The sequence below is a fragment of the Limnohabitans sp. 103DPR2 genome, assembly GCF_001412575.1.
Taxonomy (GTDB): domain Bacteria; phylum Pseudomonadota; class Gammaproteobacteria; order Burkholderiales; family Burkholderiaceae_C; genus Limnohabitans_A.
The window spans coordinates 433,274-455,565 of record NZ_CP011834.1 but is presented as its reverse complement, the minus strand read 5'-3'; the positions used below and the strand labels follow the sequence as shown (position 1 = coordinate 455,565).

At 54.5% G+C, this 22,292-nt stretch carries 23 protein-coding genes and 1 tRNA gene; 15 read left to right on the top strand and 9 right to left on the bottom strand.

All coding sequences use genetic code 11. The features are described 5' to 3' along the window. Positions 1-9: 9 nt before the first annotated feature. The 4 genes from L103DPR2_RS02110 to L103DPR2_RS02095 all read left to right on the top strand — a co-directional run bounded on the left by L103DPR2_RS02110 (position 10) and on the right by L103DPR2_RS02095 (position 2,528). The gene (locus tag L103DPR2_RS02110) at positions 10-477 is read left to right on the top strand and encodes a hypothetical protein (protein WP_055359540.1); all 468 of its coding nucleotides are present in this window, start codon (positions 10-12) and stop codon (positions 475-477) included. A gap of 77 nt (positions 478-554) precedes the next feature. Beyond that, complete coding sequence (locus L103DPR2_RS02105) at positions 555-1,493, top strand: branched-chain amino acid transaminase (protein WP_055359539.1); 939 nt, start codon at positions 555-557, stop codon at positions 1,491-1,493. Positions 1,494-1,513: 20 nt separating this feature from the next. After that, a complete protein-coding gene (locus tag L103DPR2_RS02100; RefSeq protein WP_055359538.1) occupies positions 1,514-1,717 on the top strand; it encodes a zinc-finger domain-containing protein in 204 nt (67 codons plus the stop codon). 16 nt (positions 1,718-1,733) lie between these two features. Continuing rightward, positions 1,734-2,528, top strand: a complete 795-nt coding sequence (locus L103DPR2_RS02095) for a glycosyltransferase family 2 protein (protein ID WP_055359537.1) — start codon at positions 1,734-1,736, stop codon at positions 2,526-2,528. Positions 2,529-2,584: 56 nt separating this feature from the next. Here L103DPR2_RS02095 and L103DPR2_RS02090 read toward each other — a convergent pair whose 3' ends face one another. From L103DPR2_RS02090 to L103DPR2_RS02080, 3 genes are all read right to left on the bottom strand, one after another. Continuing rightward, complete coding sequence (locus tag L103DPR2_RS02090; protein ID WP_055361788.1) at positions 2,585-3,862, bottom strand: HAMP domain-containing sensor histidine kinase; 1,278 nt, start codon at positions 3,860-3,862, stop codon at positions 2,585-2,587. Between the two features lie 7 nt (positions 3,863-3,869). Beyond that, positions 3,870-4,574 (bottom strand): response regulator transcription factor, encoded by a 705-nt coding sequence (locus L103DPR2_RS02085; RefSeq protein WP_055359536.1) that lies wholly within the window; start codon positions 4,572-4,574, stop codon positions 3,870-3,872. A gap of 92 nt (positions 4,575-4,666) precedes the next feature. Beyond that, a complete protein-coding gene (locus tag L103DPR2_RS02080) occupies positions 4,667-5,992 on the bottom strand; it encodes an AmpG family muropeptide MFS transporter (RefSeq protein WP_055359535.1) in 1,326 nt (441 codons plus the stop codon). 80 nt (positions 5,993-6,072) lie between these two features. Between L103DPR2_RS02080 and L103DPR2_RS02075 the strand changes: the two genes are divergently transcribed. Further along, entirely contained in the window at positions 6,073-6,984 is a 912-nt protein-coding gene (locus L103DPR2_RS02075) for a M48 family metallopeptidase (RefSeq protein WP_055359534.1), read from the top strand. 10 nt (positions 6,985-6,994) lie between these two features. Here L103DPR2_RS02075 and L103DPR2_RS02070 read toward each other — a convergent pair whose 3' ends face one another. Next, the gene (locus tag L103DPR2_RS02070) at positions 6,995-7,633 is read right to left on the bottom strand and encodes an MBL fold metallo-hydrolase (protein ID WP_055359533.1); all 639 of its coding nucleotides are present in this window, start codon (positions 7,631-7,633) and stop codon (positions 6,995-6,997) included. Positions 7,634-7,734: 101 nt separating this feature from the next. Between L103DPR2_RS02070 and L103DPR2_RS02065 the strand changes: the two genes are divergently transcribed. The 5 genes from L103DPR2_RS02065 to L103DPR2_RS02045 all read left to right on the top strand — a co-directional run bounded on the left by L103DPR2_RS02065 (position 7,735) and on the right by L103DPR2_RS02045 (position 12,750). Further along, positions 7,735-9,042: an HlyD family secretion protein gene (locus L103DPR2_RS02065; protein ID WP_055359532.1), complete on the top strand. Its 1,308-nt coding sequence runs from the start codon at positions 7,735-7,737 to the stop codon at positions 9,040-9,042. After that, positions 9,039-9,578 (top strand): hypothetical protein, encoded by a 540-nt coding sequence (locus L103DPR2_RS02060; protein ID WP_055359531.1) that lies wholly within the window; start codon positions 9,039-9,041, stop codon positions 9,576-9,578. Before L103DPR2_RS02065 ends, L103DPR2_RS02060 begins: the two co-directional genes overlap by 4 nt. A 1-nt stretch (position 9,579) precedes the next feature. Then, positions 9,580-9,792: a hypothetical protein gene (locus L103DPR2_RS02055; RefSeq protein ID WP_055359530.1), complete on the top strand. Its 213-nt coding sequence runs from the start codon at positions 9,580-9,582 to the stop codon at positions 9,790-9,792. Between the two features lie 69 nt (positions 9,793-9,861). Then, positions 9,862-11,955 carry a peptidase domain-containing ABC transporter gene (locus L103DPR2_RS02050; protein WP_055359529.1) on the top strand — a complete coding sequence of 698 codons (2,094 nt, stop codon included), beginning with the start codon at positions 9,862-9,864 and terminating at the stop codon, positions 11,953-11,955. Between the two features lie 90 nt (positions 11,956-12,045). Continuing rightward, positions 12,046-12,750, top strand: coding sequence for a class I SAM-dependent methyltransferase (locus tag L103DPR2_RS02045; RefSeq protein ID WP_156339934.1), 705 nt, complete (start codon positions 12,046-12,048; stop codon positions 12,748-12,750). A gap of 9 nt (positions 12,751-12,759) precedes the next feature. On the opposite strand, the gene L103DPR2_RS02040 is transcribed toward L103DPR2_RS02045, so the two are convergent. After that, positions 12,760-13,563 carry an exodeoxyribonuclease III gene (locus tag L103DPR2_RS02040; protein ID WP_197274897.1) on the bottom strand — a complete coding sequence of 268 codons (804 nt, stop codon included), beginning with the start codon at positions 13,561-13,563 and terminating at the stop codon, positions 12,760-12,762. On the opposite strand from L103DPR2_RS02040, the gene pyrE reads away from it, so the two are divergent. Beyond that, positions 13,562-14,266, top strand: coding sequence for an orotate phosphoribosyltransferase (gene pyrE, locus L103DPR2_RS02035; protein WP_055359527.1), 705 nt, complete (start codon positions 13,562-13,564; stop codon positions 14,264-14,266). The two genes, L103DPR2_RS02040 and pyrE, sit on opposite strands and share 2 nt — an antisense overlap. A gap of 44 nt (positions 14,267-14,310) precedes the next feature. On the opposite strand, the gene gatB is transcribed toward pyrE, so the two are convergent. The 3 genes from gatB to gatC are packed head-to-tail and all read right to left on the bottom strand — an operon-like array spanning position 14,311 to position 17,549. Further along, positions 14,311-15,768 (bottom strand): Asp-tRNA(Asn)/Glu-tRNA(Gln) amidotransferase subunit GatB, encoded by a 1,458-nt coding sequence (gene gatB / locus L103DPR2_RS02030; RefSeq protein WP_055359526.1) that lies wholly within the window; start codon positions 15,766-15,768, stop codon positions 14,311-14,313. Beyond that, the gene (gene gatA / locus L103DPR2_RS02025) at positions 15,765-17,240 is read right to left on the bottom strand and encodes an Asp-tRNA(Asn)/Glu-tRNA(Gln) amidotransferase subunit GatA (RefSeq protein ID WP_055359525.1); all 1,476 of its coding nucleotides are present in this window, start codon (positions 17,238-17,240) and stop codon (positions 15,765-15,767) included. Before gatA ends, gatB begins: the two co-directional genes overlap by 4 nt. A 9-nt stretch (positions 17,241-17,249) precedes the next feature. Beyond that, positions 17,250-17,549, bottom strand: coding sequence for an Asp-tRNA(Asn)/Glu-tRNA(Gln) amidotransferase subunit GatC (gene gatC / locus L103DPR2_RS02020; RefSeq protein ID WP_055359524.1), 300 nt, complete (start codon positions 17,547-17,549; stop codon positions 17,250-17,252). A 207-nt stretch (positions 17,550-17,756) separates the two neighbouring features. Here gatC and L103DPR2_RS02015 point away from each other — a divergent pair, with 207 nt between their 5' ends. Genes L103DPR2_RS02015 through mrdA form a run of 4 tightly spaced genes read left to right on the top strand, consistent with a single transcriptional unit; the run spans position 17,757 to position 22,212 of the window. Beyond that, positions 17,757-18,800: a rod shape-determining protein gene (locus tag L103DPR2_RS02015; protein ID WP_055359523.1), complete on the top strand. Its 1,044-nt coding sequence runs from the start codon at positions 17,757-17,759 to the stop codon at positions 18,798-18,800. Positions 18,801-18,814: 14 nt separating this feature from the next. Continuing rightward, complete coding sequence (gene mreC / locus L103DPR2_RS02010) at positions 18,815-19,696, top strand: rod shape-determining protein MreC (protein WP_055359522.1); 882 nt, start codon at positions 18,815-18,817, stop codon at positions 19,694-19,696. Beyond that, the gene (gene mreD / locus L103DPR2_RS02005) at positions 19,693-20,214 is read left to right on the top strand and encodes a rod shape-determining protein MreD (protein ID WP_055359521.1); all 522 of its coding nucleotides are present in this window, start codon (positions 19,693-19,695) and stop codon (positions 20,212-20,214) included. The genes mreC and mreD overlap by 4 nt, the downstream gene beginning before the upstream one ends. A 3-nt stretch (positions 20,215-20,217) precedes the next feature. After that, the gene (gene mrdA, locus L103DPR2_RS02000; RefSeq protein ID WP_055359520.1) at positions 20,218-22,212 is read left to right on the top strand and encodes a penicillin-binding protein 2; all 1,995 of its coding nucleotides are present in this window, start codon (positions 20,218-20,220) and stop codon (positions 22,210-22,212) included. Positions 22,213-22,215: 3 nt separating this feature from the next. On the opposite strand, the gene L103DPR2_RS01995 is transcribed toward mrdA, so the two are convergent. Then, positions 22,216-22,291: transfer RNA gene (locus L103DPR2_RS01995), tRNA-Arg, on the bottom strand. Between the last annotated feature and the right edge of the window lies 1 nt (position 22,292).

Below are 22,292 nucleotides of genomic sequence, written 5' to 3'. Positions count from 1 at the left end.
GATCGGGTCATGAACTTTTCCAAAATTTTGATCCCCATTGGGGTTGTCCTGTTTGTTGCGGGCGCATGGCATCAGTACCAATGGCAAGGCGTCGCCATTGCCACGGGCGCCGTGGTGATGTGGGTCTTGTTGCATTTCACGCGCATGGTGACCGTGCTCAGCCGCGCCGCCAATCGCCCTGTGGGTCATGTTGGTAGCGCCGTCATGCTCAACGTCAAGCTCCAAAAAGGCGTCAACTTGATGCACGTCATTGCCCTGACCAAGTCTTTGGGCGAGCGGCTGTCAGAACCCAACGCCCAGCCCGAAATTTTCAAATGGACCGATTCCGGCGACTCTTATGTCATCTGCACCTTTCAGGGAGGCAAGTTAATGTCATGGGAGATGACCCGGCCCGCCGAAGAAACGGATGGGCACACGGCAGACCCCACGTCAGAACCCATAGCAGCCGCAACACGCGAAACCCAAGCAACAAGCTAATCAGCGCAGCAAGTCAAAATGACCGCATAAGCCTCGTAAAATGAGGCTTTTGCGAACCTGGCAACAAAGGACAAACAATGAGCACCGCAACCCCCTCAATGGAAGACCGTGACGGCAAAATCTGGATGGACGGCAAGATGGTCGAGTGGCGCGACGCCAAGATCCACGTTTTGACCCACACGCTGCACTACGGCTGCGGTGCCTTCGAAGGCGTTCGCGCCTACAAAACAGTCAATGGCACGGCCATTTTCCGTTTGCAAGAGCACACCGACCGCCTCTTCAACAGCGCCAAAATTTTGCGCATGAAGTTGCCCTTCACCAAAGAAGAAGTGAATGAAGCCCAAAAAGCAGTGGTTCGCGAGAACCATTTGGAAAGCGGCTACATCCGTCCTTTGACTTGGATTGGCTCGCAAAAGTTGGGCGTCAGCCCTAAAGGCAACACCATTCACCTGATGGTGGCGGCATGGACTTGGGGCGCTTACCTGGGCGAAGAAGGCATGAAGCGCGGCATTCGCGTCAAAACTTCTAGCTTCACACGCCATCACGTGAACATCACCATGACGCAGGCCAAAGCGGTCAGCAACTACACCAACTCCATTTTGGCCAACATGGAAGCCACCGACGAGGGTTACGACGAAGCTTTGTTGCTCGACACTTCTGGCTTTGTGTCCGAAGGCGCGGGCGAAAACTTGTTCGTGATCAAAGACGGTGTGATCTACACGCCCGACTTGTCTGCCGGTGCTTTGAACGGCATCACACGCAACACTGTGTTCCACATTGCCAAAGATTTGGGCCTCGAGATTGTGCAAAAGCGCATCACGCGCGATGAAGTTTATATTTGCGACGAAGCATTCTTCACTGGCACTGCCGCTGAAGTCACGCCCATTCGCGAACTCGACCGCATTGAAATTGGTGCTGGCAGCCGCGGCCCTATCACTGAAAAAATCCAGACGGCGTTCTTTGACATCGTGAATGGCAAGAACCCCAAATACGCACACTGGTTGACTGCGGTTTAATTCTCAAAAAGAAACAGATCATGAGCCAAGCTGTTGAACTTCTGGCCAAAGACTTGAACCCCCAAGGTGGTGTCTTTTGCCCCAGCCCCAAAGCTGACATGAAAATTTGGAACACCCATCCCAAGGTTTACTTAGACGTGGCCCGCGAAGGCCATGCCAAGTGCCCCTATTGCGGCACGGTGTACCAACTCAAAGCAGGCGAAACAGTCGGCCACGGCCACTGATCTTCGTCTGGTGACCATGGCGGTGCCTACGCTGACCATTGCGGTCCTGACCAAAAACGAGGCGCACCGCATCGAAGCCTGTTTGGCCAGCGCTGCGTTTGCGGAACAAGTGCTGGTGGTTGACAGTGGCAGCACCGACAACACGGTGGCCTTGTCCCGCCAAGCGGGTGCCGAAGTCTTTGAATACCCCGATTGGCAAGGCTTCGCCGTTCAGCGCAATCGCCTCATTGCACATGCCAAGTGCGATTACATTTTTTTCTTGGACGCCGACGAACTCATCACGCCGGCCTTCCAAAAAGAACTCCAAGCCATTGTGCAATCCAACGCACAAGCCGTCTGGCAGATTCAATGGCGCATGGTGGCCTACGGGCATGAGTTGACATATTACATTTCGCGCTCCAAAGTCGAGCGCTTGTTCCGACGCGACATGCTCAAGGAATATGTCGGCGCAGTGCACGAGCAAGCCATCTTGCACAACGAAAACCCTGCAAACCCAGTGCCCCGCAAGGTGATTTCAGCCAAGCTGCTGCATCACTCGCGCGAAACCGTTCGTGGCAGTTTGGAAAAACTCACGCAGTACGTCATGCTGGGCGCCAGCAAACGTGCACAAGCAGGCAAGCGCGGTGGCGTGGTGCGCGGTCTGGCTTCTGGCCTGTCGATGTTTGTTCGCTTGTATGTTTTCCGCTTGGGATTTCTGTGCGGCGGCGCTGGCTTTTTGTATTGTTTGTTCGTGGCCTTGGAAGCATTCTTTCGCTACGCAGCCTTGCACTACGACAAAGACCATCTCACCAACAACGTGGGCCGCGCTTAAGTCAGCAGACCCTAGAGCGCTTGAATGGGTATTTCAAGCTGCACGAAAGCAAGCCTTCAAAGCTTGGGCAAACGCACCACAAAACTAGCCCCGCCTCCTTCGCGGTCTTCACAGGTCACCTGACCATGGTGACGCTCTGCAATTGACTTCACCAAAGACAAGCCCAAGCCCACACTGCCGGCTTTTTCGCTGGCGCCAGGCAAACGAAAGAAGGGTTCAAAAATTTTCTGGCGAAAGGCATGCGGTACACCTGGCCCCCGATCGCTCACCGTCAAGACCACTTCGTGGTCGGTCACAGCAGCCATCACGTGCACATCTTCAGGGCCGTTGATGGCGCCATAGCGGCCGGCGTTCTCGAGCAAATTGCGAATCAGGCGTCGCATCAACTTCACCACCCCGTGCATCTCAAGGGACTGCACACCCGTTTGAACCTCCAACACCGCGCCCACGCGCGCGCACTCTTCTGCACACAAGCCCATCAAATCCACTGCTTCAACGGTGCCCAAATCGGCTTCTTGCGCATCCAAACGACTGGCCAACAATATCTCGTCGATCAACTGATCAAGCTCAGCAATGTTGCGCGCGATTTCTTGTTTGGCACCGTTGCTGTTGTCGGCGCCCAAGAACTCCAAGCCCATGCGGATGCGCGTCAACGGCGAACGAAGCTCATGCGAGGCGTTGGCCAACAAAGATCTTTGCGAGTTCAACAAACTTTGCTGCGAACTCATCAAGTGCTGAATGCGTTCGGCTGCTGCATTGAAACGTTTGGACAAATCGGCCACTTCGTCTTGACCTTGCTCTGGCATGCGCACCGTCAAGTCGCCCTCACCCCAGCGCTGTACACCCTGCTGCAATGACTCCAAACGCTGCGTCAACTTGCGCACAATGGGATACACGCCAATGGCCACAGCCAAACCGACCAACACCAACATCCAGACAAAACCATAAGGCGGCCGCGCCCACCAAGGCGACAGATCACGAGGGCCGTTGCCCATGCCCATGGCCCCGCCACCGTCTGCACCGAGGCCTGGCGTTTGACCCGCAGCAGGCGGGCGACGTGGCAGCAACAAATTCAAGGTTTGGCCATCGGGCAAGGTCACCTCAAAATTCACACCCACGCCACGTTGCAATTGGCCGGGCACGGCCGTGATCAATTCGCCTTTGTCATTGCGCACTTGCAACTCGCGCACACCTTGCGGTCCATTGTGGGCCACGTGCTCAACCGACAAACTCCAAGCCCAACCCACCACCAACATCAACACGGCCACACCCAGCACCACGGCCAACCAAATCCGCAAGTACAAATGTTTTGAGATGGAAGCGATCCAATTCATGCGCGGCTTATTTTTGTTGTTTGGCAAAAACATAGCCCACGCCGCGCACCGTCAAAATTCGCTCGGGAACTTTGTGATCTTTTTCGATGGCCATGCGGATGCGGCCCATGTGAACATCAATCGAGCGGTCAAAGGCTTCGAGTTCACGGCCCCGCACTGCTTCCATGATTTGATCGCGGGTGAGCACGCGTCCGGCGCGCTCCGCCATGGCCACCAACAAATCGAATTGATACGAAGTGAGGTCGCACGCTTGCCCGTTGACGCTGACTGTGCGTGCATCGCGGTCAATTTCCAAGCTGCCAAATTGCATGCGCGTGTGGCTGCCAGATCCTGCATCGGTTTTGCGGCGCAAGATGGCGCGAATGCGCGCCAAGAGTTCTCGGGGCTCAAAGGGTTTTGGCAAGTAATCGTCAGCGCCCAGTTCCAAGCCAATGATGCGGTCCATGGGATCGCCTTTGGCGGTGAGCATGAGCACCGGTGTTTGCGCATGCGCGCCACTGAGGCCGCGAATTTTTTGACACACTTGCAAGCCATCCATGTCGGGCAGCATCAGGTCCAAAATGACCAAATCAGGGGACGTCTTTTGCACTGCCGCCAAGCCATGGGTGCCGTCTGCTGCATGTGCAAAACCAAAACCTGACTGACGCAGGTAATCTCCCACCATCTTGGCCAGGCGTTCATCGTCTTCAATCATCAACAATTGCGGCGTCATACTTTTAGTCAAGCTTGCTTACACCACCATGATGCACCTGCCAAAGCGCAATTGCATCGGCATCTGTTGAATGCCTCGTAAAGTTAGGTAAATCAGTCTTGGGCGCTAGGCTGATAGTGCCACGCCAAGCCCACCAGAACCAATACCGGCAAACCCAACCAAGCGGTGGCTGTGAAGAAATCTGCATAGCCATGCGCATTCACATAATCACCCGAAAAGCCAGCAATGAATTTAGGCAAGAGCAACATCATGGAGCTGAGCAAGGCGTATTGCGTGGCCGAATATTGCACGTTGGTCAGTGAAGACAAGTACGCAATGAATGCAGCAGAGGCAATGCCGCTGGCCAAATTGTCTGCGGACACGACGGCAATCAAGGCGTTCACATCATGGCCGTAGCCACTGAGCCATGCAAACAACAAATTGCTTAGCGCACTCAGCACCGCACCCAACATCAAGATGCGCATCACACCCCAGCGCAGCGCCATCACGCCGCCAATGAAGGCGCCCAACAAAGTCATGAGCACGCCATAGACTTTGGTCACGGTGGCCACTTCGGCTTTGGTGTAACCCATGTCCACATAAAAAGGATTCGCCATGATGCCCATCACCACGTCACTGATGCGGTAGACCGCAATCAAACTCAAAATCAACACGGCCTGCCATTTGTAGCGTTTCAGAAAGTCTGCAAAGGGTGCAATCAAAGCACCCTGCAACCATTCTTTGACATTTCTAGCGGGTGGTAATTCTGCAGGAACAGGCTCTTTGGACATCAACACCGTGATGCATCCCACCGACATGCTGGCCGCCATCACCAAATAAGCCGCTTGCCAAGCAGCATGCACATAGCCTGTTGCGTTGTCTCCTTGCACCCAAGCCGCCACCCACAGCACCCCGGCGCCCGCCCAGATCATGGCCAAGCGATAGCCCGTTTGGTAACTGGCTGCCAATGCGGCTTGCTGCTTTGGGTCCGCGGACTCAATGCGAAATGCATCCAAGGCAATGTCTTGCGTGGCAGAACCGAAAGCGACCAACAAAGCACACCACACCACAGGACCCAAAGTTTGCGAAGGGTCGCTGATGGCCATGCCAACCAAGCCGATCATCACCATGCTTTGTGACAACAACAACCAACTGCGGCGACGCCCCAGGCGATGCGTGAAAAATGGAATGGGCAAACGATCAACCAGCGGCGCCCAAACCCACTTGAAGCCATAGGCCAGACCCACCCAACTCAAATACCCTATGGTGCTGCGGTCAATGCCCGCTTCGCGCAGTCTGAAACTCAAGGTGCCCAAGACCAGGAGCAAGGGCAAGCCGGCTGCAAAACCCAGCAGCAGCATGCGCAAGCTGGCAGGCTGTAAATAAATGCGCCAAGAGGCAAGCCAAGAAAAGGAAGCAGGGGGTGTCTTTTCGGTCATGCTCTCATTATCCAAGCCTGCGCCCAGATTTCTCAAGAAAAGCGCCTTGAATTCTTGGCTTACGGCACTATGATTGAAAAATGTGTTGGCGTTGTTTTTCTCATTCAAACATTTCGCATCCTGTAGCGCCTTTAGAGGCCTTGCCAGGCGCTTCATCGCGACGTGGTTTTTTAAACCACTGGGGTGCAGGCTTGGGACTGGCCGCATTGGTTCATGCCGATGCGCAAGCACAGGTGGATGTGGGGCAGTCCTCCAGCATGCGAAAGTTGATTCCCGCCGAATCACTTGAGCAATCTGCCCGGCAGCAATACCGCCAAACCCTGAGCGAGGCCAACAGCAAAGGCGCTTTGGCGCCAGATGACTACCCCCAACTCAAACGCTTGCGTGCCATTGCCAATCGACTGATTCCTTTCACCTCACAGTGGAACCCCGATGCCCGCAAATGGAAATGGGAAGTCAACTTGATTGGCAGCAAACAACTCAATGCATGGTGCATGCCTGGCGGCAAAATTGCCTTTTACACAGGCATCTTGGACCAACTGCAATTGAACGACGATGAAGTGGCCATGATCATGGGCCACGAAATGGCACATGCCTTGCGCGAACACGCACGTGAGCGCTTGGCCAAATCCAAAGCCACCAGTATGGGTTTGTCGGTAGCCTCGCAATTGTTGGGCTTAGGTCAACTGGGGGATGTGGCCGCCAACGTCGGCACGCAATTGCTCACCCTGAAATACAGCCGCGACGATGAAACAGAAGCCGACTTGGTCGGTTTGGAAATTGCTGCACGCGGTGGCTTCAAGCCCGAAGCCAGTGTGCAGCTTTGGAAAAAAATGTTGGGCGCCACTGGCGGCGGCAAAGGTCAACCCAGTTTCTTGTCAACGCACCCCAGCGGCAACAATCGCATTCAAGAGTTAGAGGCCAATTTGCCCAAGGTGGCGCACTTGTATGAACAGGCTCGCCAAAATCCGGCGGGTACTCAGCTCAACTGACAGCGATGTCTCAGGTGCCGCCCACATAAGGGTTGCTGACGCGTTCTCGGCCAAAGGTACTTTCGGGGCCGTGACCCGGTATGAACACCGTGTCGTCGCCCATAGGCCACAAGCGCTGCGTGATACTGGCTATCAACGTGTCGTGATCGCCCTGCGGAAAATCAGTACGGCCAATGCTGCCCGCAAACAACACATCACCCACGAAGGCACGCTTGATGTCGGGCGAGTAAAACACCACATGGCCAGGTGTGTGGCCAGGACAGTGACGCACGTTCAAGGTGTAGGCGCCCAAATGAACGGTGTCGCCATCTTGCAGCCAACGTGTGGGGGTGAACACTTCAGCATCTGGGAACTGAAACATCCGGCCTTGGTCTGACAAACGGTCAATCCAAAACTGATCGCCAGGGTGGGGCCCCACGATCGGCAAGTTCAAATTGCGCGCCAATACCGCTGTGCCACCCGCATGGTCAATGTGGGCATGCGTCAGCCAAATTTGCTCTAACTTGAGTTGGTGCTTGGCCACTTCGGCCAAGATCAAATCCAAATCACCGCCTGGATCAATCACAGCCGCTTGACGTGTTTGGTCATCCCAAATCAAAGAACAGTTTTGCTGAAAAGGCGTGACAGGAACGGTTTGGTACTGAAGCATGGTGAAATTTCAATCGGTTTCAAGTCGGTGATTTTGCAAGTCAATGCAAACACCAAAACATCGCAAATGCGTATTGTGAGGGTTCTTTCTTTCAAGGACCCATGCACACCCCACTTTTTCGCCGCCAAGTCACCCAAGCCAAGCAAGCTTCTTGGCTAGGCGGCATTCACTTGGCACACCATCCGCGTTTTAGCCTGATCGCAGGTGTCGCTCTGGCCCTTGCAGGTGCCCTGGTGGCATTTGGCGCTTGGGGCAAAGTTGCACGCAAAGTGCGTGTGCCGGGCATCCTCATGGCACAAATGGGCACGCTCGAATTGAGCGCTCCCACCGCGGGGGTTTTGCTGTCGCAAACCGTGCAAGAAGGCGAGTGGGTTCAACAAGGCCAAACGCTGTTTGTCATCAACACCGACAAAGCCACACCCGAGGGCAGCGCCTCAGCATTGCTGGCCTCTCATTTGGCACAGCGCCGCACCACCTTGCTGTCAGAGCGCGCCTCTCGCCAGTCTCAGCACGCACAGCGCCTCTTGCACATGACCGAGCGCGTTCGCTCCTTGTCACTCGAGTCCGAGCAAGCCACCCAAGAGCAAGCCCTTGCCAAACGCCGAGTCGAGTTGGCGCACAAAACATGGCGCCGCTTTGAACAAATGGCCCACGAGGGTTTTGTTTCCGACATCCAGGCGCAAAACAAACAAGAAGAACTCATCGACCTGCAATCCCGCTTAGAAAATACACAGCGCAATGGCACAGCACTCACGCGAGAACACCGCGCAGCTCAAGCCGAATTGAACAGCCTGCAAAAACAAGGGGCCATCGACCTGCTCCAAGTCGATCGCAGCCTGGCCAGCCTCGATCAAGAAACGGCCGAAAATCAATTGCGCAAAACCAGCAGCGTGTTGGCGCCACAAGCGGGGCAAATCAGCACGCTCCATTTGCCCTTGGGCGCAGTGATTCAAGCGGGTCAAACCATCGCCAGTTTGGTGCCCCAAACGGAACCCCAAGCCCCACAACTTCAAGCCCACGCGCCACTGATCGCAGCGCTGTTTGCACCCACGCGCACAGCCGGCTTCATTCAGCCTGGGCAAGAAGTTTGGTTGCGACTTGCCGCCTATCCGTATCAAAAATTTGGCTTGGCCAAAGGTCGTGTGGTCAAAATCAGCGGCACGCCCATCGCCCCCCAAGACTTGCCGCATGGCCAAGGCAATGCACTGCTGGCTTCTACCCAAAGCAATGAACCGCTCTACCGAATTCAAGTGGCCTTGGCATCACAGCATGTTGTGGCGTTTGGCGAACAACACTTGCTTCGCCCCGGCATGACCCTCGAAGCCGATGTCATTCACGATGTTCGAGGCATTTGGGAATGGATTTTCGAGCCACTTCTGGCCATTCACGCACGGCAACAAACATCATGAACATCGTTCAAAAAATCAGGGCTTCGCATCTCAATCGACATGGCTTTATCGATGTCACTGTGGGCCTTGTTGTCTTCCAGGTCATCTATTTGTCACTGATACTTTTATTTTGCAATGTCGACTATGAAGCCGATGGCACAGACTCAATGTCCATTGGAAAGATCATTTTCATCAGCCTGCTCATTGCACCTTATTTCGAAAATCTTTTATTAATTGGGTCAGCAGCCGTTTTTGAAAAGTTATTCAACCGCAAGGTCATGTTTTTATTAGCCCCGTCATTGCTCACAGCACTTCACTTCATCACTCCCAAAGAATATCCGTTGCCTGTTCTCTTCAGAGTTTTGACGCTCTACGCATATTTTTATATTTTTTTAAAACAGTACGACTTGCACAAATTGGAATTGGGAACACACAAAGCCTTGTTACTTTCAAGCGTCATACATGCAGCAGTCAATGCAAGCACTTTGCTTGTTGCCTCTTTTTTCGAACCAGACATCGCCGCTGAAACGATTTTTTCAGCACAACCAGGAGAGTGAAATGAGAAGTTTGAACATAGATGAATTGAATGAAGTGCAAGGTGGAGGCATTGCGACGACATGGGCCATTAGAGCAATCAGTGCATTTTCAGATTTAGTTACTTTGGTAGAGTTCGGCTCAAAAGTTGAGTTCGACCCCTCCAGCTACGGCTCAGTAGATACAGGCGGATACAACCCCATGGGCGACTACACCAACGGCATTTGCCTCCGATAAGCTTGGCATGCAGTGCCTGCGTAACTTCCTTATGCAGGCACTCGTTCTTCATCACAAAGCAGCTTTCACTTGAATCCGGTTCTGCAACTGCAAAACGCCGAATGCGGCTTGGCTTGCTTGTGCATGATTGCCAATGCACACGGCCAGCATTGGCGACTCATGGATTTGCGGCACAAGTTTCCTCAGACCCTGAAGGGCGCCAATCTCAAACAACTCATCGACCAAAGTCAAGTCTTGGGTTTCAACGCCAGACCTGTTCGTTTAGAGTTAGAGGAGCTTCACCAACTGGCCACGCCTTGCATCTTGCATTGGGACTTGAACCACTTTGTAGTCCTGCAAAAAATCAAGGGACAGCAAGTTACCTTGCTCGACCCAGCACTTGGTCTGCGAAACATCAGCTTGGCAACAGCCTCGCAACACTTCACGGGTGTTGCGCTAGAACTTACGCCGCAGGCGCAATTCAAAACAAAGCCTGTTGCCAAATCGTTTCCTTTGTCGCAACTGACTGGCAACATTCGAGGGTTTGGCAAATCAGCTGCGCAAATACTGGCATTGGCATTTGTTCTCGAACTCTTCGCCATCTTCATGCCCCTGTTCAACCAAGCGGTGGTCGACGATGTCTTGACATCTGGCGACCACGAATTGCTGTCGGTTTTGGTGGCAGGCTTTGCTCTCATTCTTCTCATTCAATCCGCGCTTTCTTTGGCCCGAAGCTGGTGGGTCATGGTGCTCAGCCAAACCGTGTCCATTCAGTGGCTGAGCAATGTGTTTGCGCATTTGCTCAAGTTGCCAGCCGATTGGTTTGCGCAGCGCCATCTGGGTGATATTGCTTCCCGCTTTGGCGCTGTGCACGACATTCAAAGAACACTGACCCAAACCACGCTCGAGTCTTTGCTCGACGGCTTGATGGCCATTGCGGCCTTGGTCATGATGTTCATTTATTCACCTACGCTCACTTGGGTGGTGATGGCAGCCTCCGCCTTGTACGCCATCGTCCGATGGATCAGTTACGCCCCCTTCCGACATGCTGCGTCCGAACGTTTGGTCTTGGCAGGTCAAGAGCAAAGTCACTTCATCGAAACACTGCGGGCCATGACACCCCTCAAATTGTTTGCGCGTGAGAACGAGCGTCGAACGCGTTGGCAAAGTCTGATGGTGGAAGTCATGAACCGTGATTTTCAGACAGCCAAACTCAACATGGGCTTCAACGCCGCCCGCACGCTTATTTTTGGTTTGGAAAATTTGTGTGTGTTTTGGTTAGGCGCCAAAATCATTTTGGCCTCACAAGCACAGAACTCCGGCAATTCGGTTTTGACCGTTGGCATGCTGTTGGCGTTCATCAGTTACAAAATGCAATTCACTGGACGCGTCAGCGCCCTCATCAACCAAGGCATCGAACTCAAGATGCTCAACTTGCATCGCGACCGATTGGCCGACATTGTGCTGACGCCCCCCGAACAAGACACACCAAAGGGCAACTTGCCTGTCAACGATTTGGCCCATCTGTCAGCCAGCCTTGAACTTCGCAATGTTTCGTTTCGTTACACCGACACCGAGCCCTGGCTCTTTCAGAATCTCAACCTGTGCATTCAAGCTGGCGAGCATGTGGCCATCACAGGCGCCAGTGGTTGCGGCAAAACCAGCTTGCTCAAGATCATGTTGGGACTTATGGCTCCCACCCACGGTATCGTTTTGTATGGTGGCGTACCCGTTCAACAATTGGGCTTGTCCAATGTACGCCGCAAAATCGGCGTGGTCATGCAAGAAGATGCACTGCTGACCGGCAGCATTGCCGACAACATTGCTTTCTTTGATCAAGCGCCGCATCAGCCCACCATTGAACGCTGTGCGCAATTGGCAGAAATTCACCACGACATCATGCGCATGCCGATGGCGTATCACACCCTCATTGGGGAGTTAGGCTCGGGCTTGAGCGGTGGGCAAAAGCAGCGGCTCTTGCTGGCGCGCGCGCTTTATGGACAACCCACCGTATTGGCTTTGGACGAAGCCACCAGCCATTTGGACATGCACAACGAACAAGCGGTTTCACAAACGCTGTCGCAACTGCAACTCACGCGCATTGTCATCGCCCATCGGCCCGAGACCATTGCCCGCGCAGACCGACAAATCGACTTTAGCGACTTTAGCGACTTGAACGAATGAAGCGTAAGATCCAGCAAACCAGCTCCACTCCGTGGCTGTCCGATTGCCTATGTGACACACACCTCTTCGATGCCTGCTGATGCAGGCGCAATGGACTCGCTGCCACCCGCTAGTGCACCCGGCTATCTGACCAAGCAAGAGTCCATCGCCGTGCACGGTGTACCCAATTTGCTCGTTCGCTCCTTGTTGGACAAGCAACAGTTTTACGACCCTGAAGACGCTGCACTGGCACTTGGCATCTCCTCTGCGTTTTGGTCTTTGTTTGGTTTGCTGTGGCCATCCGGTTCGCGCTTGGCCGAACGCTTGGCCCTTCGACCTGTCAGCACCCATGAACGAATCTTAGAAATTGGTTGTGGTTTGGCTTTGTCCAGCTTGGTGGGCCATCGCCGCGGCGCCAACATTACCGCTTCCGATTGTCACCCCTTGGCCGGTGAGTTTCTGCGCGAAAACTTGCGACTGAACAAGCTCAGCCCGATGAATTATCAGCATGGCCACTGGGGCCAGCACAGTGAACAGCACCAAGATCCCAAAGTCAACAGCAGGTTCGACTTGATCATTGGCAGCGATATTTTGTACGAACGCGACGAGCAAGGCGACCTGGCGCATTACATCAACGAGCACCTTGAAGACCATGCAGAAGTTTGGGTGGTCGACCCGAATCGAGGCAACCGTGCGCACTTTCACCGAAACATGGCGGCACAAGGCTTTAGCTTGCGTGAAGAAGTTCTCGACATTTCAGCCACCGAAACCGAAGCAGCCTACAAAGGCAGAATGCTCACCTACTTGCGAGACTGAACTTCAGTTTCAAAGCGACCAGTTGTAATCAATGGTCAAAGGCGCGTGATCGCTGAAGCGCGTCTCTTTGTAAATGTGAGCCTTGGTGGCGCCTTCTGCCAACGCGGCCGTAGCCAAGTGGTAATCCAAACGCCAGCCCACATTCTTGGCATACGCTTGCCCACGGTTGCTCCACCAGGTGTAGCACTCATCCGTCGTGTCAGGATACAAGCGTCGATACACATCCACCAAGGGACCTTCCGTGGTCATGTGCGTCATCCACGCTCGCTCTTCTGGCAAAAAACCGCTGTTCTTTTGGTTGCTTTTCCAATTCTTCAAATCGGCTTGTTGATGCGCAATGTTCACATCACTGCACACAATGAATTCACGCTGCGCGCCCAAAGACTTGAGGTGGGGGCCCATGTGGTCCAAGAAACGAAACTTGGCTTCTTGCCGCTCAGGTCCCGATGAGCCACTGGGGAAATAAGCGCTGACGATCGACAGCTTGCGCTTGGGCGTGTCAAAGCGCAACTCCACAAAACGGCCTTCTGCATCAAACTCCTCACAACCCATGCCCACCACCACCTCGCTGGGCTCGTGTTTGCTGTAAACCGCTACGCCCGAGTAACCCTTTTTCTCAGCGAAGTGAAAATGCCCCTTCAGCCCTGCCAAGGTCTCAAATTTGCCTGCCACATCGGGCGCTTGTGCTTTAACCTCTTGCACGCAAATACAATCGGGATTGTTTTGAGCAATCCACGCCTCCACCCCTTTGGTGGCCGCAGAACGGATGCCGTTCAAGTTCAAGCTGGTTAATTTAAACAAGGATTTCCCCATGGTGACTGGACACACACCCCCAACCGACACAGCGGCCTTGGCGCAAGAGTTTGTTCAATTTTCCGTCGATGCTGGCGTGCTGAGATTTGGTGAGTTCAAAACCAAAGCCGGCCGCATGAGCCCTTATTTCTTCAACGCAGGCTTGTTTGACGATGGCGCCAAACTCGGAAAACTCGCTCAATTCTATGCAAAAGCTTTGGTTGCCAGCGAGATCGAATTCGACATGATTTTTGGACCCGCTTACAAAGGCATTCCTTTGGGTGCGGCTGTGTCGATTGAATTGGCGCGCTTGGGCAAAAACGTGCCTTTTGCGTACAACCGCAAAGAAGCCAAAGACCACGGCGAAGGGGGCACCTTGGTGGGCGCCCCCCTCAAAGGCCGCGTGTTGATTGTGGACGACGTGATGAGCGCAGGCACTGCTGCGCGCGAGTCGATTGAGCTGATCAAAAAAGCCGGCGCCACTGCGCACGCCATCGCCATTGCTTTGGACCGACAAGAAATGGCCACCGAAGTTCAAGCCGATGGTTCGGTGAAAGCTGTGCCACACAGCGCCGTGCAATATGTGCGCAACACCTTGGGCATGGATGTGTGCTGCATTGCGCAGTTGTCCGACTTGCTCGCTTATTTGTCGACACAAAGCGGTAACGAGATGGGCCAGCACCTGCCCAAGGTACAAGCCTATCGCGATCGTTACGGCGTTTAACGCTTCAGAAAAGCGCTTCAGCTGAGCTTGAAGCGCAATTCTCCTTAAGCCTGTAGCTTCTTCAACAAAAGCTCATTCACTTGAGCTGGGTTGGCCTTGCCTTTGCTGGCCTTCATGATGGGGCCGACCAAACCATTCAAGGCTTTGCTGTTGCCCGCTTTGAACTCTTCAACATTCTTCGGATTAGCCGCAAGCACTTCGTCAATGATGGCTTCCAAGGCGCCGGTGTCGTTCATCTGCTTCAGGCCTTTGGCCTCGATGATGGCGTCCACTTCGCCGCCCTCAGTCCACAATGCATCAAACACTTGCTTCGCAGCACTGTTGCTGATGGTGCTGTCGGCAATGCGGCCAATCATGGCGGCCAGTTGCGCCGCGCTCACAGGCGCTTGCTCAATGCCCACTTCGCTGGCATTCAAGCGACGTGACACTTCACCCATCACCCAGTTACTGACCAACTTGGCTTGTCCACAAGCCTTGGCCGCAGCTTCAAAGTAAGCCGCCATGGCTTTGCTTTGCGTCAGCGTGGTGGCATCGTACTCTGGCAAACCGTAGTCGGCCACAAATCGTGCCGCCATCACACGAGGCAGCTCTGTCATCTCGGATTGAACACGCGCGACCCAATCACGGCCAATGACCAGCGGTGGCAGATCGGGATCGGGGAAGTAACGGTAATCGGCCGCATCTTCTTTGGTTCGCATGGCGCGTGTTTCGCCCGTATCCGGATCGAACAGCACCGTGGCTTGTTGAATTTCAAAGCCGTCTTCAATTTGCTCAATTTGCCAGCGCACTTCAAAGTCGATGGCTTGCTGCATGAACTTGAAGCTGTTCAAGTTTTTAATTTCGCGGCGAGTGCCTAAAGGGGCGCCAGGCTTGCGCACCGACACGTTGGCATCGCAACGGAAACTGCCCTCTTGCATGTTGCCATCGCAAATGCCAATCCAGGTCACAATTTTGTGCAGCTCTTTGGCATAGGCCACCGCTTCTTCGCTAGAGCGAATGTCGGGCTCGGTCACAATTTCCAAGAGAGGTGTACCTGCGCGATTCAGGTCAATGCCACTCTGGCCAATGAAGTCTTCGTGCAAAGATTTGCCGGCGTCTTCCTCCAAATGCGCGCGAACCAAGCGAACGGTTTTTTTCTCATCGCCCACAAAGAACGACACCTCGCCGCCTTGCACCACGGGAATTTCAAATTGGCTGATTTGATAACCCTTAGGCAAATCTGGGTAGAAGTAATTTTTGCGCGCAAAAATACTTTCTTCTGCAATGTGCGATCCAACGGCCAAGCCAAATTCGATGGCACGCGCCACCGCGCCTTTGTTCATAACGGGCAGCGTACCAGGCAAGGCCAAGTCCACCGCACACGCTTGCGTGTTGGGCTCTGCACCAAACGCAATGGGCGCACGGCTGAAAATTTTGCTTTGTGTCGAAAGTTGGGCGTGGGTTTCAAAGCCAATGACCACTTCGTAGCCTTGGACCAACAGCGTTTTTTGTTTCGTGCTCATTTTGCGCCTCCTGGTTGACGGAGGTGAAAGTCAGTGGCCTGCTGCAAACGGTGTGCGGCATTGAGCAACTGTGCTTCTTTGAAATAATTGCCAATCAGTTGCAAGCCCACAGGCATGCCCTCTTCGCCAAATCCTGCTGGCACGCTCATGCCAGGCAAGCCTGCCAGCGATGCTGGCAAGGTAAAGATGTCGGCCAAATAATTGGCCACAGGATCGTCGGCTTTTTCACCCAACTTCCAAGCTACTGTGGGTGCGACAGGACCCGCAATGACGTCGCAAACTTTGAAAGCTTGCTGAAAGTCATCGGCAATCATGCGGCGAATTTTTTGCGCTTGCAGATAGTACGCATCGTAGTAGCCGTGCGACAACACATACGCGCCGGTCATGATGCGACGCTTCACTTCTTCGCCAAAACCTTCAGCACGCGAGCGCTTGTACATCGACACGAGGTCGGTGTAGTCCTTGGTGCGATGGCCAAACTTCACGCCATCAAAACGACTCAAATTGCTCGACGCCTCAGCAGGCGCAATGATGTAGTACACAGGAATAGAAAGTTCTGTGCGAGGCAAGCTGATCGGAACCAACTTGGCGCCCAGCTTTTCGTATTCTTTCAACGCAGCGTCGACTGCTGCGCGAACGCCAGGCCCCAAACCTTCACCAAAAAATTCTTTGGGAATGCCAATGCGCAAGCCATCGATGGAGGCATTCAAATCGCGCGCAAAGTTTTCTGCGGGCACATCCAAGGATGTGGAGTCGCGGTCTAAGTCGGGGCCGCACATGGCAGACAACATCAATGCGCAGTCTTCTGCCGTACGCGCCATAGGGCCAGCTTGGTCCAAGCTCGACGCATAGGCAATCATGCCGTAACGTGATGCGCGGCCGTAAGTGGGCTTGATGCCCGTGATACCGCAAAAGCTAGAGGGTTGGCGAATTGAACCCCCGGTGTCAGTGCCCGTTGCAGCAGGCACCAAGCGCGCCGCCACTGCTGCCGCACTGCCACCCGACGATCCGCCGGGTACACGCTTTGTGTCCCAAGGATTGGTGACGGATTTGTAAGCTGAGTTCTCATTGGACGAACCCATGGCGAATTCATCGCAATTGAGCTTGCCCACATTCACCATGCCGGCGCCGCCTTCTTGCACGCCCAATTTACGCACCACGGTGGCGTCAAACGGCGAGCGATAGCCCTCCAGCATCTTGGAGCCGGCCGTGGTGGGGAAGTCGGTGGTGACAAAAATGTCTTTGTGCGCCATAGGCACACCGGCCAAAGGGCCGGCTGTTCCAGCAGCCAATTGAGCGTCCGCCACTTTGGCTTGCGCCAGCGTGGCTTCTGCATTGAGGCTTAAAAAAGAACCCGAAGTATCGGCTTGGCTGCGCGCCAGAAAGTGCTGCGCAAGCTCGGCGGCGCTGACTTTTTTAGCGCGAAGGTCGGCGGCCAGGGCGGCAACGGTTAAATCATGCAATGTGGTCATGGCGTCCCCTTACTCGATCACTTTGGGAACCAAAAACAAACCGCGCTCGACAGCGGGGGCGCTTTGTTGGTTGGCCTCTCGCTGATTGGGCTCACTGGCCACGTCGTCCCGCAGGCGCAAGGCCACCTCTTGGATGGTGGCAATGGGGTGTGGCAAGGGTTGAACACCGGTGGTGTCGACCGCACGCATGGCTTCCACGATGGTGAAAAAGCCGTTGATTTGGTCCAACATGCGTTGGCCCTCCTCGGGTGGCAGCTCTAACCGGGCCAAATTGGCAATGCGGTCAATATCTTGGGCAGTCAATGACATAAAAATTAACTCTTTACGGGCTCTTGATGGGCGTTGAAGCCCTCAAATTTGGGGCCTCAATTCGCGTTTTTTTTCAAGCGATCGGTTATTATCGTGCGTTCGCTGCAGGCTCTCCAAAAAAGCCTGTTCAAGCCCACAAATTTTTCCCTTTCATGCCCCCCAAACCGCAGTTGACCGCCTCAAAACTGCAGTTGTTTAGGATTTGTTATGTTCAGCTCGTTCCGCCGTTATTTTTCTACCGATTTGGCCATTGACCTGGGTACGGCCAACACCCTCATTTTTGTTCGCGACAAAGGCATCGTTTTGGACGAGCCCTCAGTGGTCGCCATTCGCCACGAAGGCGGCCCCCAAGGCAAGAAGGTTTTGCAGGCTGTCGGCCACGAAGCCAAGTCCATGTTGGGCAAGGTGCCGGGCAACATTGAAGCCATTCGTCCCATGAAGGACGGCGTGATTGCCGACTTCACGGTCACCGAGCAAATGCTCAAGCAGTTCATCCGCATGGTGCACCCCCGCAGCACCTTCCGCCCCAGCCCCCGCATCATCATTTGCGTGCCCTGCGGTTCTACCCAAGTGGAGCGCCGTGCCATTCGCGAATCGGCTTTGGGCGCCGGCGCCTCCGAGGTGTACCTCATTGAAGAACCCATGGCCGCTGCCATTGGCGCGGGCTTGCCCGTGTCTGAAGCCTCTGGCTCTATGGTGGTCGACATCGGCGGTGGCACCACCGAAGTGGGCGTGATTTCTTTGGGCGGCATGGTCTACAAAGGCAGCGTGCGCGTGGGTGGCGACAAGTTTGACGAAGCCATCATCAACTACATCCGCCGCAACTACGGCATGCTGATTGGCGAACCTACCGCTGAAGCCATCAAGAAAAGCATTGGCTCTGCCTTCCCAGGCAGCGAAGTGCGCGAAATGGAAGTCAAAGGCCGCAACCTGTCTGAAGGCGTGCCCCGCAGCTTCACCATCAGCAGCAACGAAATTTTGGAAGCACTGACCGATCCGCTGAACAACATTGTGTCAGCCGTCAAAACAGCGCTCGAGCAAACCCCTCCTGAGCTGGGCGCCGACATTTCTGATCGCGGCATGATGCTCACCGGTGGTGGTGCGTTGCTGCGCGACCTCGATCGCTTGCTGTCCGAAGAAACTGGCTTGCCCGTCTTGGTGGCAGAAGATCCCCTCACTTGCGTGGCCCGCGGTTGCGGCATGGCCCTCGAACGCATGGACCGTCTGGGCAGCATCTTCACCAGTGAATAACACTGGCGCATCGCATGGCGCTGGAGTCTCTTGACCGCAGCCCCCCACCTTTCTTCAGGGTGGGGTTCGCGCCCCTGACCAAACTGATTTTTTTCGGCGCCTTGTCTGTGGTGCTGATGTTTGGCGACAAACAACTTCAATTCACCAAACCCATTCGCGCCGGCCTTGCCACCTTGGTCCTGCCCGTTCAGTGGTTGGTGCTGCAACCTGGGCAAGCCTTGTCATCTGTCAGCAAGCACTTTGAAAGCTTGGACGATGCGCAACAAAAATTGAAGCTGGCCCAGTCGCAAGTCTTGCTGCAATCTTTGCGTGCCCAACAAGTTGAGCAGTTGCAACTTGAAAACCAAAACCTTCGTCAGCTGATGGGACTCCAAAGCAGTGTGGCCACACCCTCGCAAGTGGCTGAAGTTTTGTTTGATGTGCCCGACCCCTACAACCAACGCATCGTGATTGACAAAGGGCAACTCAAAGATGTGGCGCTAGGTTCTCCCGTCGTCGACACCGGAGGCGTTGTGGGTCAGGTCACTCGCGTGTACCCCTTGTCTGCCGAAGTGACTTTGCTCACAGACCGCGATCAAAGCATCCCTGTGCTCAACAGCCGAACAGGTGCACGCAACATTGCCAGCGGCGATATCTTGGGCGGCATTCCACAAATCGAACTTAAATTTGTGCCTGCCGGGGCTGACGTCAAAGAAGGCGACTTGCTCACCACCAGCGGCATCGATGGCGTGTACCCAGCCGGCCTGCAAGTGGCTCGCATCTCGCACATCGAAAGGCGCGTTGACATCTCTTTCGCACGCATTCATGCCAAGCCTTTGGCTGACATGAAAGGTCGGCATGTGCTGATCTTGCAACCCATTGGCGCTCAGGCAGCGACAAAAGGCAAAACACCATGATCATGTCGCGTCGTGAGGCCCTGTTGTTGCCCGTCAGTCCTTGGTTCATTGGCCTCAGTCTGTTGGTCTGTTTGGTGTTGAACATGCTGTTGGGTTTGACACAAGCCATTTGGTTGCCAGACCTGTTGGCAGTCTGCATCTTCTTCTGGGGCATCCATCAACCTCGACGTGTTGGCATTGGCATTGCTTTTTGCTTGGGCCTTTGGACCGATGTGCAGCAGTCTTCCCTGATGGGGCAACATGCACTCACGTATGCCATCTTGAGTTACTGCGCTTTCACTTTGCATCGGCGACTTCTGTGGTTTCCCATCAAAGAACAAATGATCCAAATCATTCCTTTCCTTTTCTTGGCAGAAGCCACTGGATGGGTCATTCGCCTCACGACGGGGAATGATTTTCCAGGTTGGCCATTGCTGCTCTCGCCCATCTTGGAAACCTTGTTGTGGCCGGCAGCCAACTTTATTTTGCTGGCACCACAGCGTCGGGCGCACGATCCTGACGCCAATCGCCCGATCTAAATCATGGCGCTGCACCTGCCCTCGTTAAGCGAGTTGCGCAACACCGAGTTTGAGATTTTCAAATTTCAAACGCGCGTGATGGTGCTGCAAGGCGTGGTGCTTTTGTGTTTTGCTTTGTTGGGCATCCGCCTGTTTTATTTGCAAGTCATTCGGCACGAAGACTTGTTAGAGCAAGCAGAAAACAATCGCACCGCCATCTTGCCCACAGTGCCCAATCGCGGCACGATCATGGACCGCAATGGCGTTGTGTTGGCCAACAACTACTCGGCCTACACACTCGAAATCACACCTTCACGCGTGAAGGACCTCGAAGCCACCATCGACAGTTTGTCTGAAATCATCGACATCCCACTGCGCGATCGTCGTCGCTTCAAACGCATGCGAGAAGAGTCTAAGAACTTTGACTCACTGCCCATTCGTTCACGTCTCACAGAAGAAGAAGTGGCCAAGTTCTCTGCGCAGCATTACCGCTTTCCGGGTGTTGAAATCAAAGCGCGTTTGTTCCGCAACTACCCCTATGGTCATTTGGCCAGCCACGTGGTGGGCTACATCGGCCGCATCAACCAAAAAGAAAAAGAACAAATTGAAGAGAGCGATGACGAAGGCAACTACCGCGGTACCCAATACATCGGCAAGTTAGGCGTAGAACAACGCTACGAGCGAGAACTGCATGGCATCACCGGTGTGCAAGAAGTCGAAACCTCGGCAGGCGGCAAAGCCGTGCGGCGACTGGCCAGCAGACCCGCCACGCCTGGCCAAAACGTGGTGCTGTCACTCGACATCAAATTGCAAAAGATGGTGGAAGACTTGTTCGGCGATCGTCGCGGTGCTTTGGTGGCCATGGACCCACGCACCGGCGAAGTTTTAGCCTTCGTCAGCAAGCCCACCTTCGATCCCAATTTATTTGTCGATGGCATCGACAGTGAAAGCTGGAAAGCCTTGAGTGAGTCGATCGACAAGCCTCTGCTGAACCGGGCCATTCGCGGCACTTACCCACCGGGGTCCACCTACAAACCCTTCATGGCCTTAGCGGCACTCGAAACAGGCAAACGCAGCGCCAGCGAAATCATCAACGACCAAGGCTCGTGGAACTACGGCGGTCACACCTTTCGAAGCCACGGCGATACAGGCCTTGGGCCTGTTGACATGGTTCGCTCCATTGTGTTGTCCAGCAATGTGTACTACTACTCATTGGCCAATACCATGGGCGTGGATGCCATTCACGACTTCATGAAGCCTTTGGGTTTTGGTCAAATCACAGGCATCGATTTACCAGGTGAAGTGCGCGGCGTCTTGCCAAGCACCCAATGGAAAAAGAACACCTACAAGAAAGCCGAGCAACAACGTTGGTACGGCGGTGAAACCATCTCCCTGGGCATTGGCCAAGGTTACAACGCCTTCACCATGCTGCAATTGGCCACGGCAACGGCCACCTTGGCCAATGGCGGGGTGGTGCGCAAACCTCGCTTGGTCATGGCCACACAAGACCCCATTGCACGTGTAGACCGAAGTGTGGCCGGTGAGGCGCCTCTCAACTTAGGCTTCAAGCCTGAGAATGTGGCTGTGGTGAAACAGGGTTTGATTGGCGTGGCCAAAGAAGGCACCTCTGCCAGAGTGTTTGCGGGCACACCCTACCAAAGTGCGGGCAAAACCGGCACCGCACAAGCCGTCACCATTGGCCAAAAAGACAAGTACAACGCCAGCAAATTGGAAGAGCATCAGCGTGACCACGCCTTGTACATGGCCTTTGCACCAGCTGATGAACCGCAAATTGCCTTGGCCATTGTGGTGGAAAACGCCGGCTTTGGTGCTGCCCAAGCCGCGCCCATTGCCAGACGTGTTTTTGACTATTGGCTATTAGGCGACTACCCCAGCATCGAAGACATTGAAGCCTCGCAAAAAGGTTTGGCCGCATCACCTGTGGGCGTGCGCAGGCGAAAAGAAGACATCTTGTTGACACCCAGTGAAGGGGTGGTCGGCGTGATGGGCAACCGATAACTTTGGTGCGGCTGGCGGGGATCGAACCCACGACCCTTGGCTTCGGAGGCCAATACTCTATCCACTGAGCTACAGCCGCG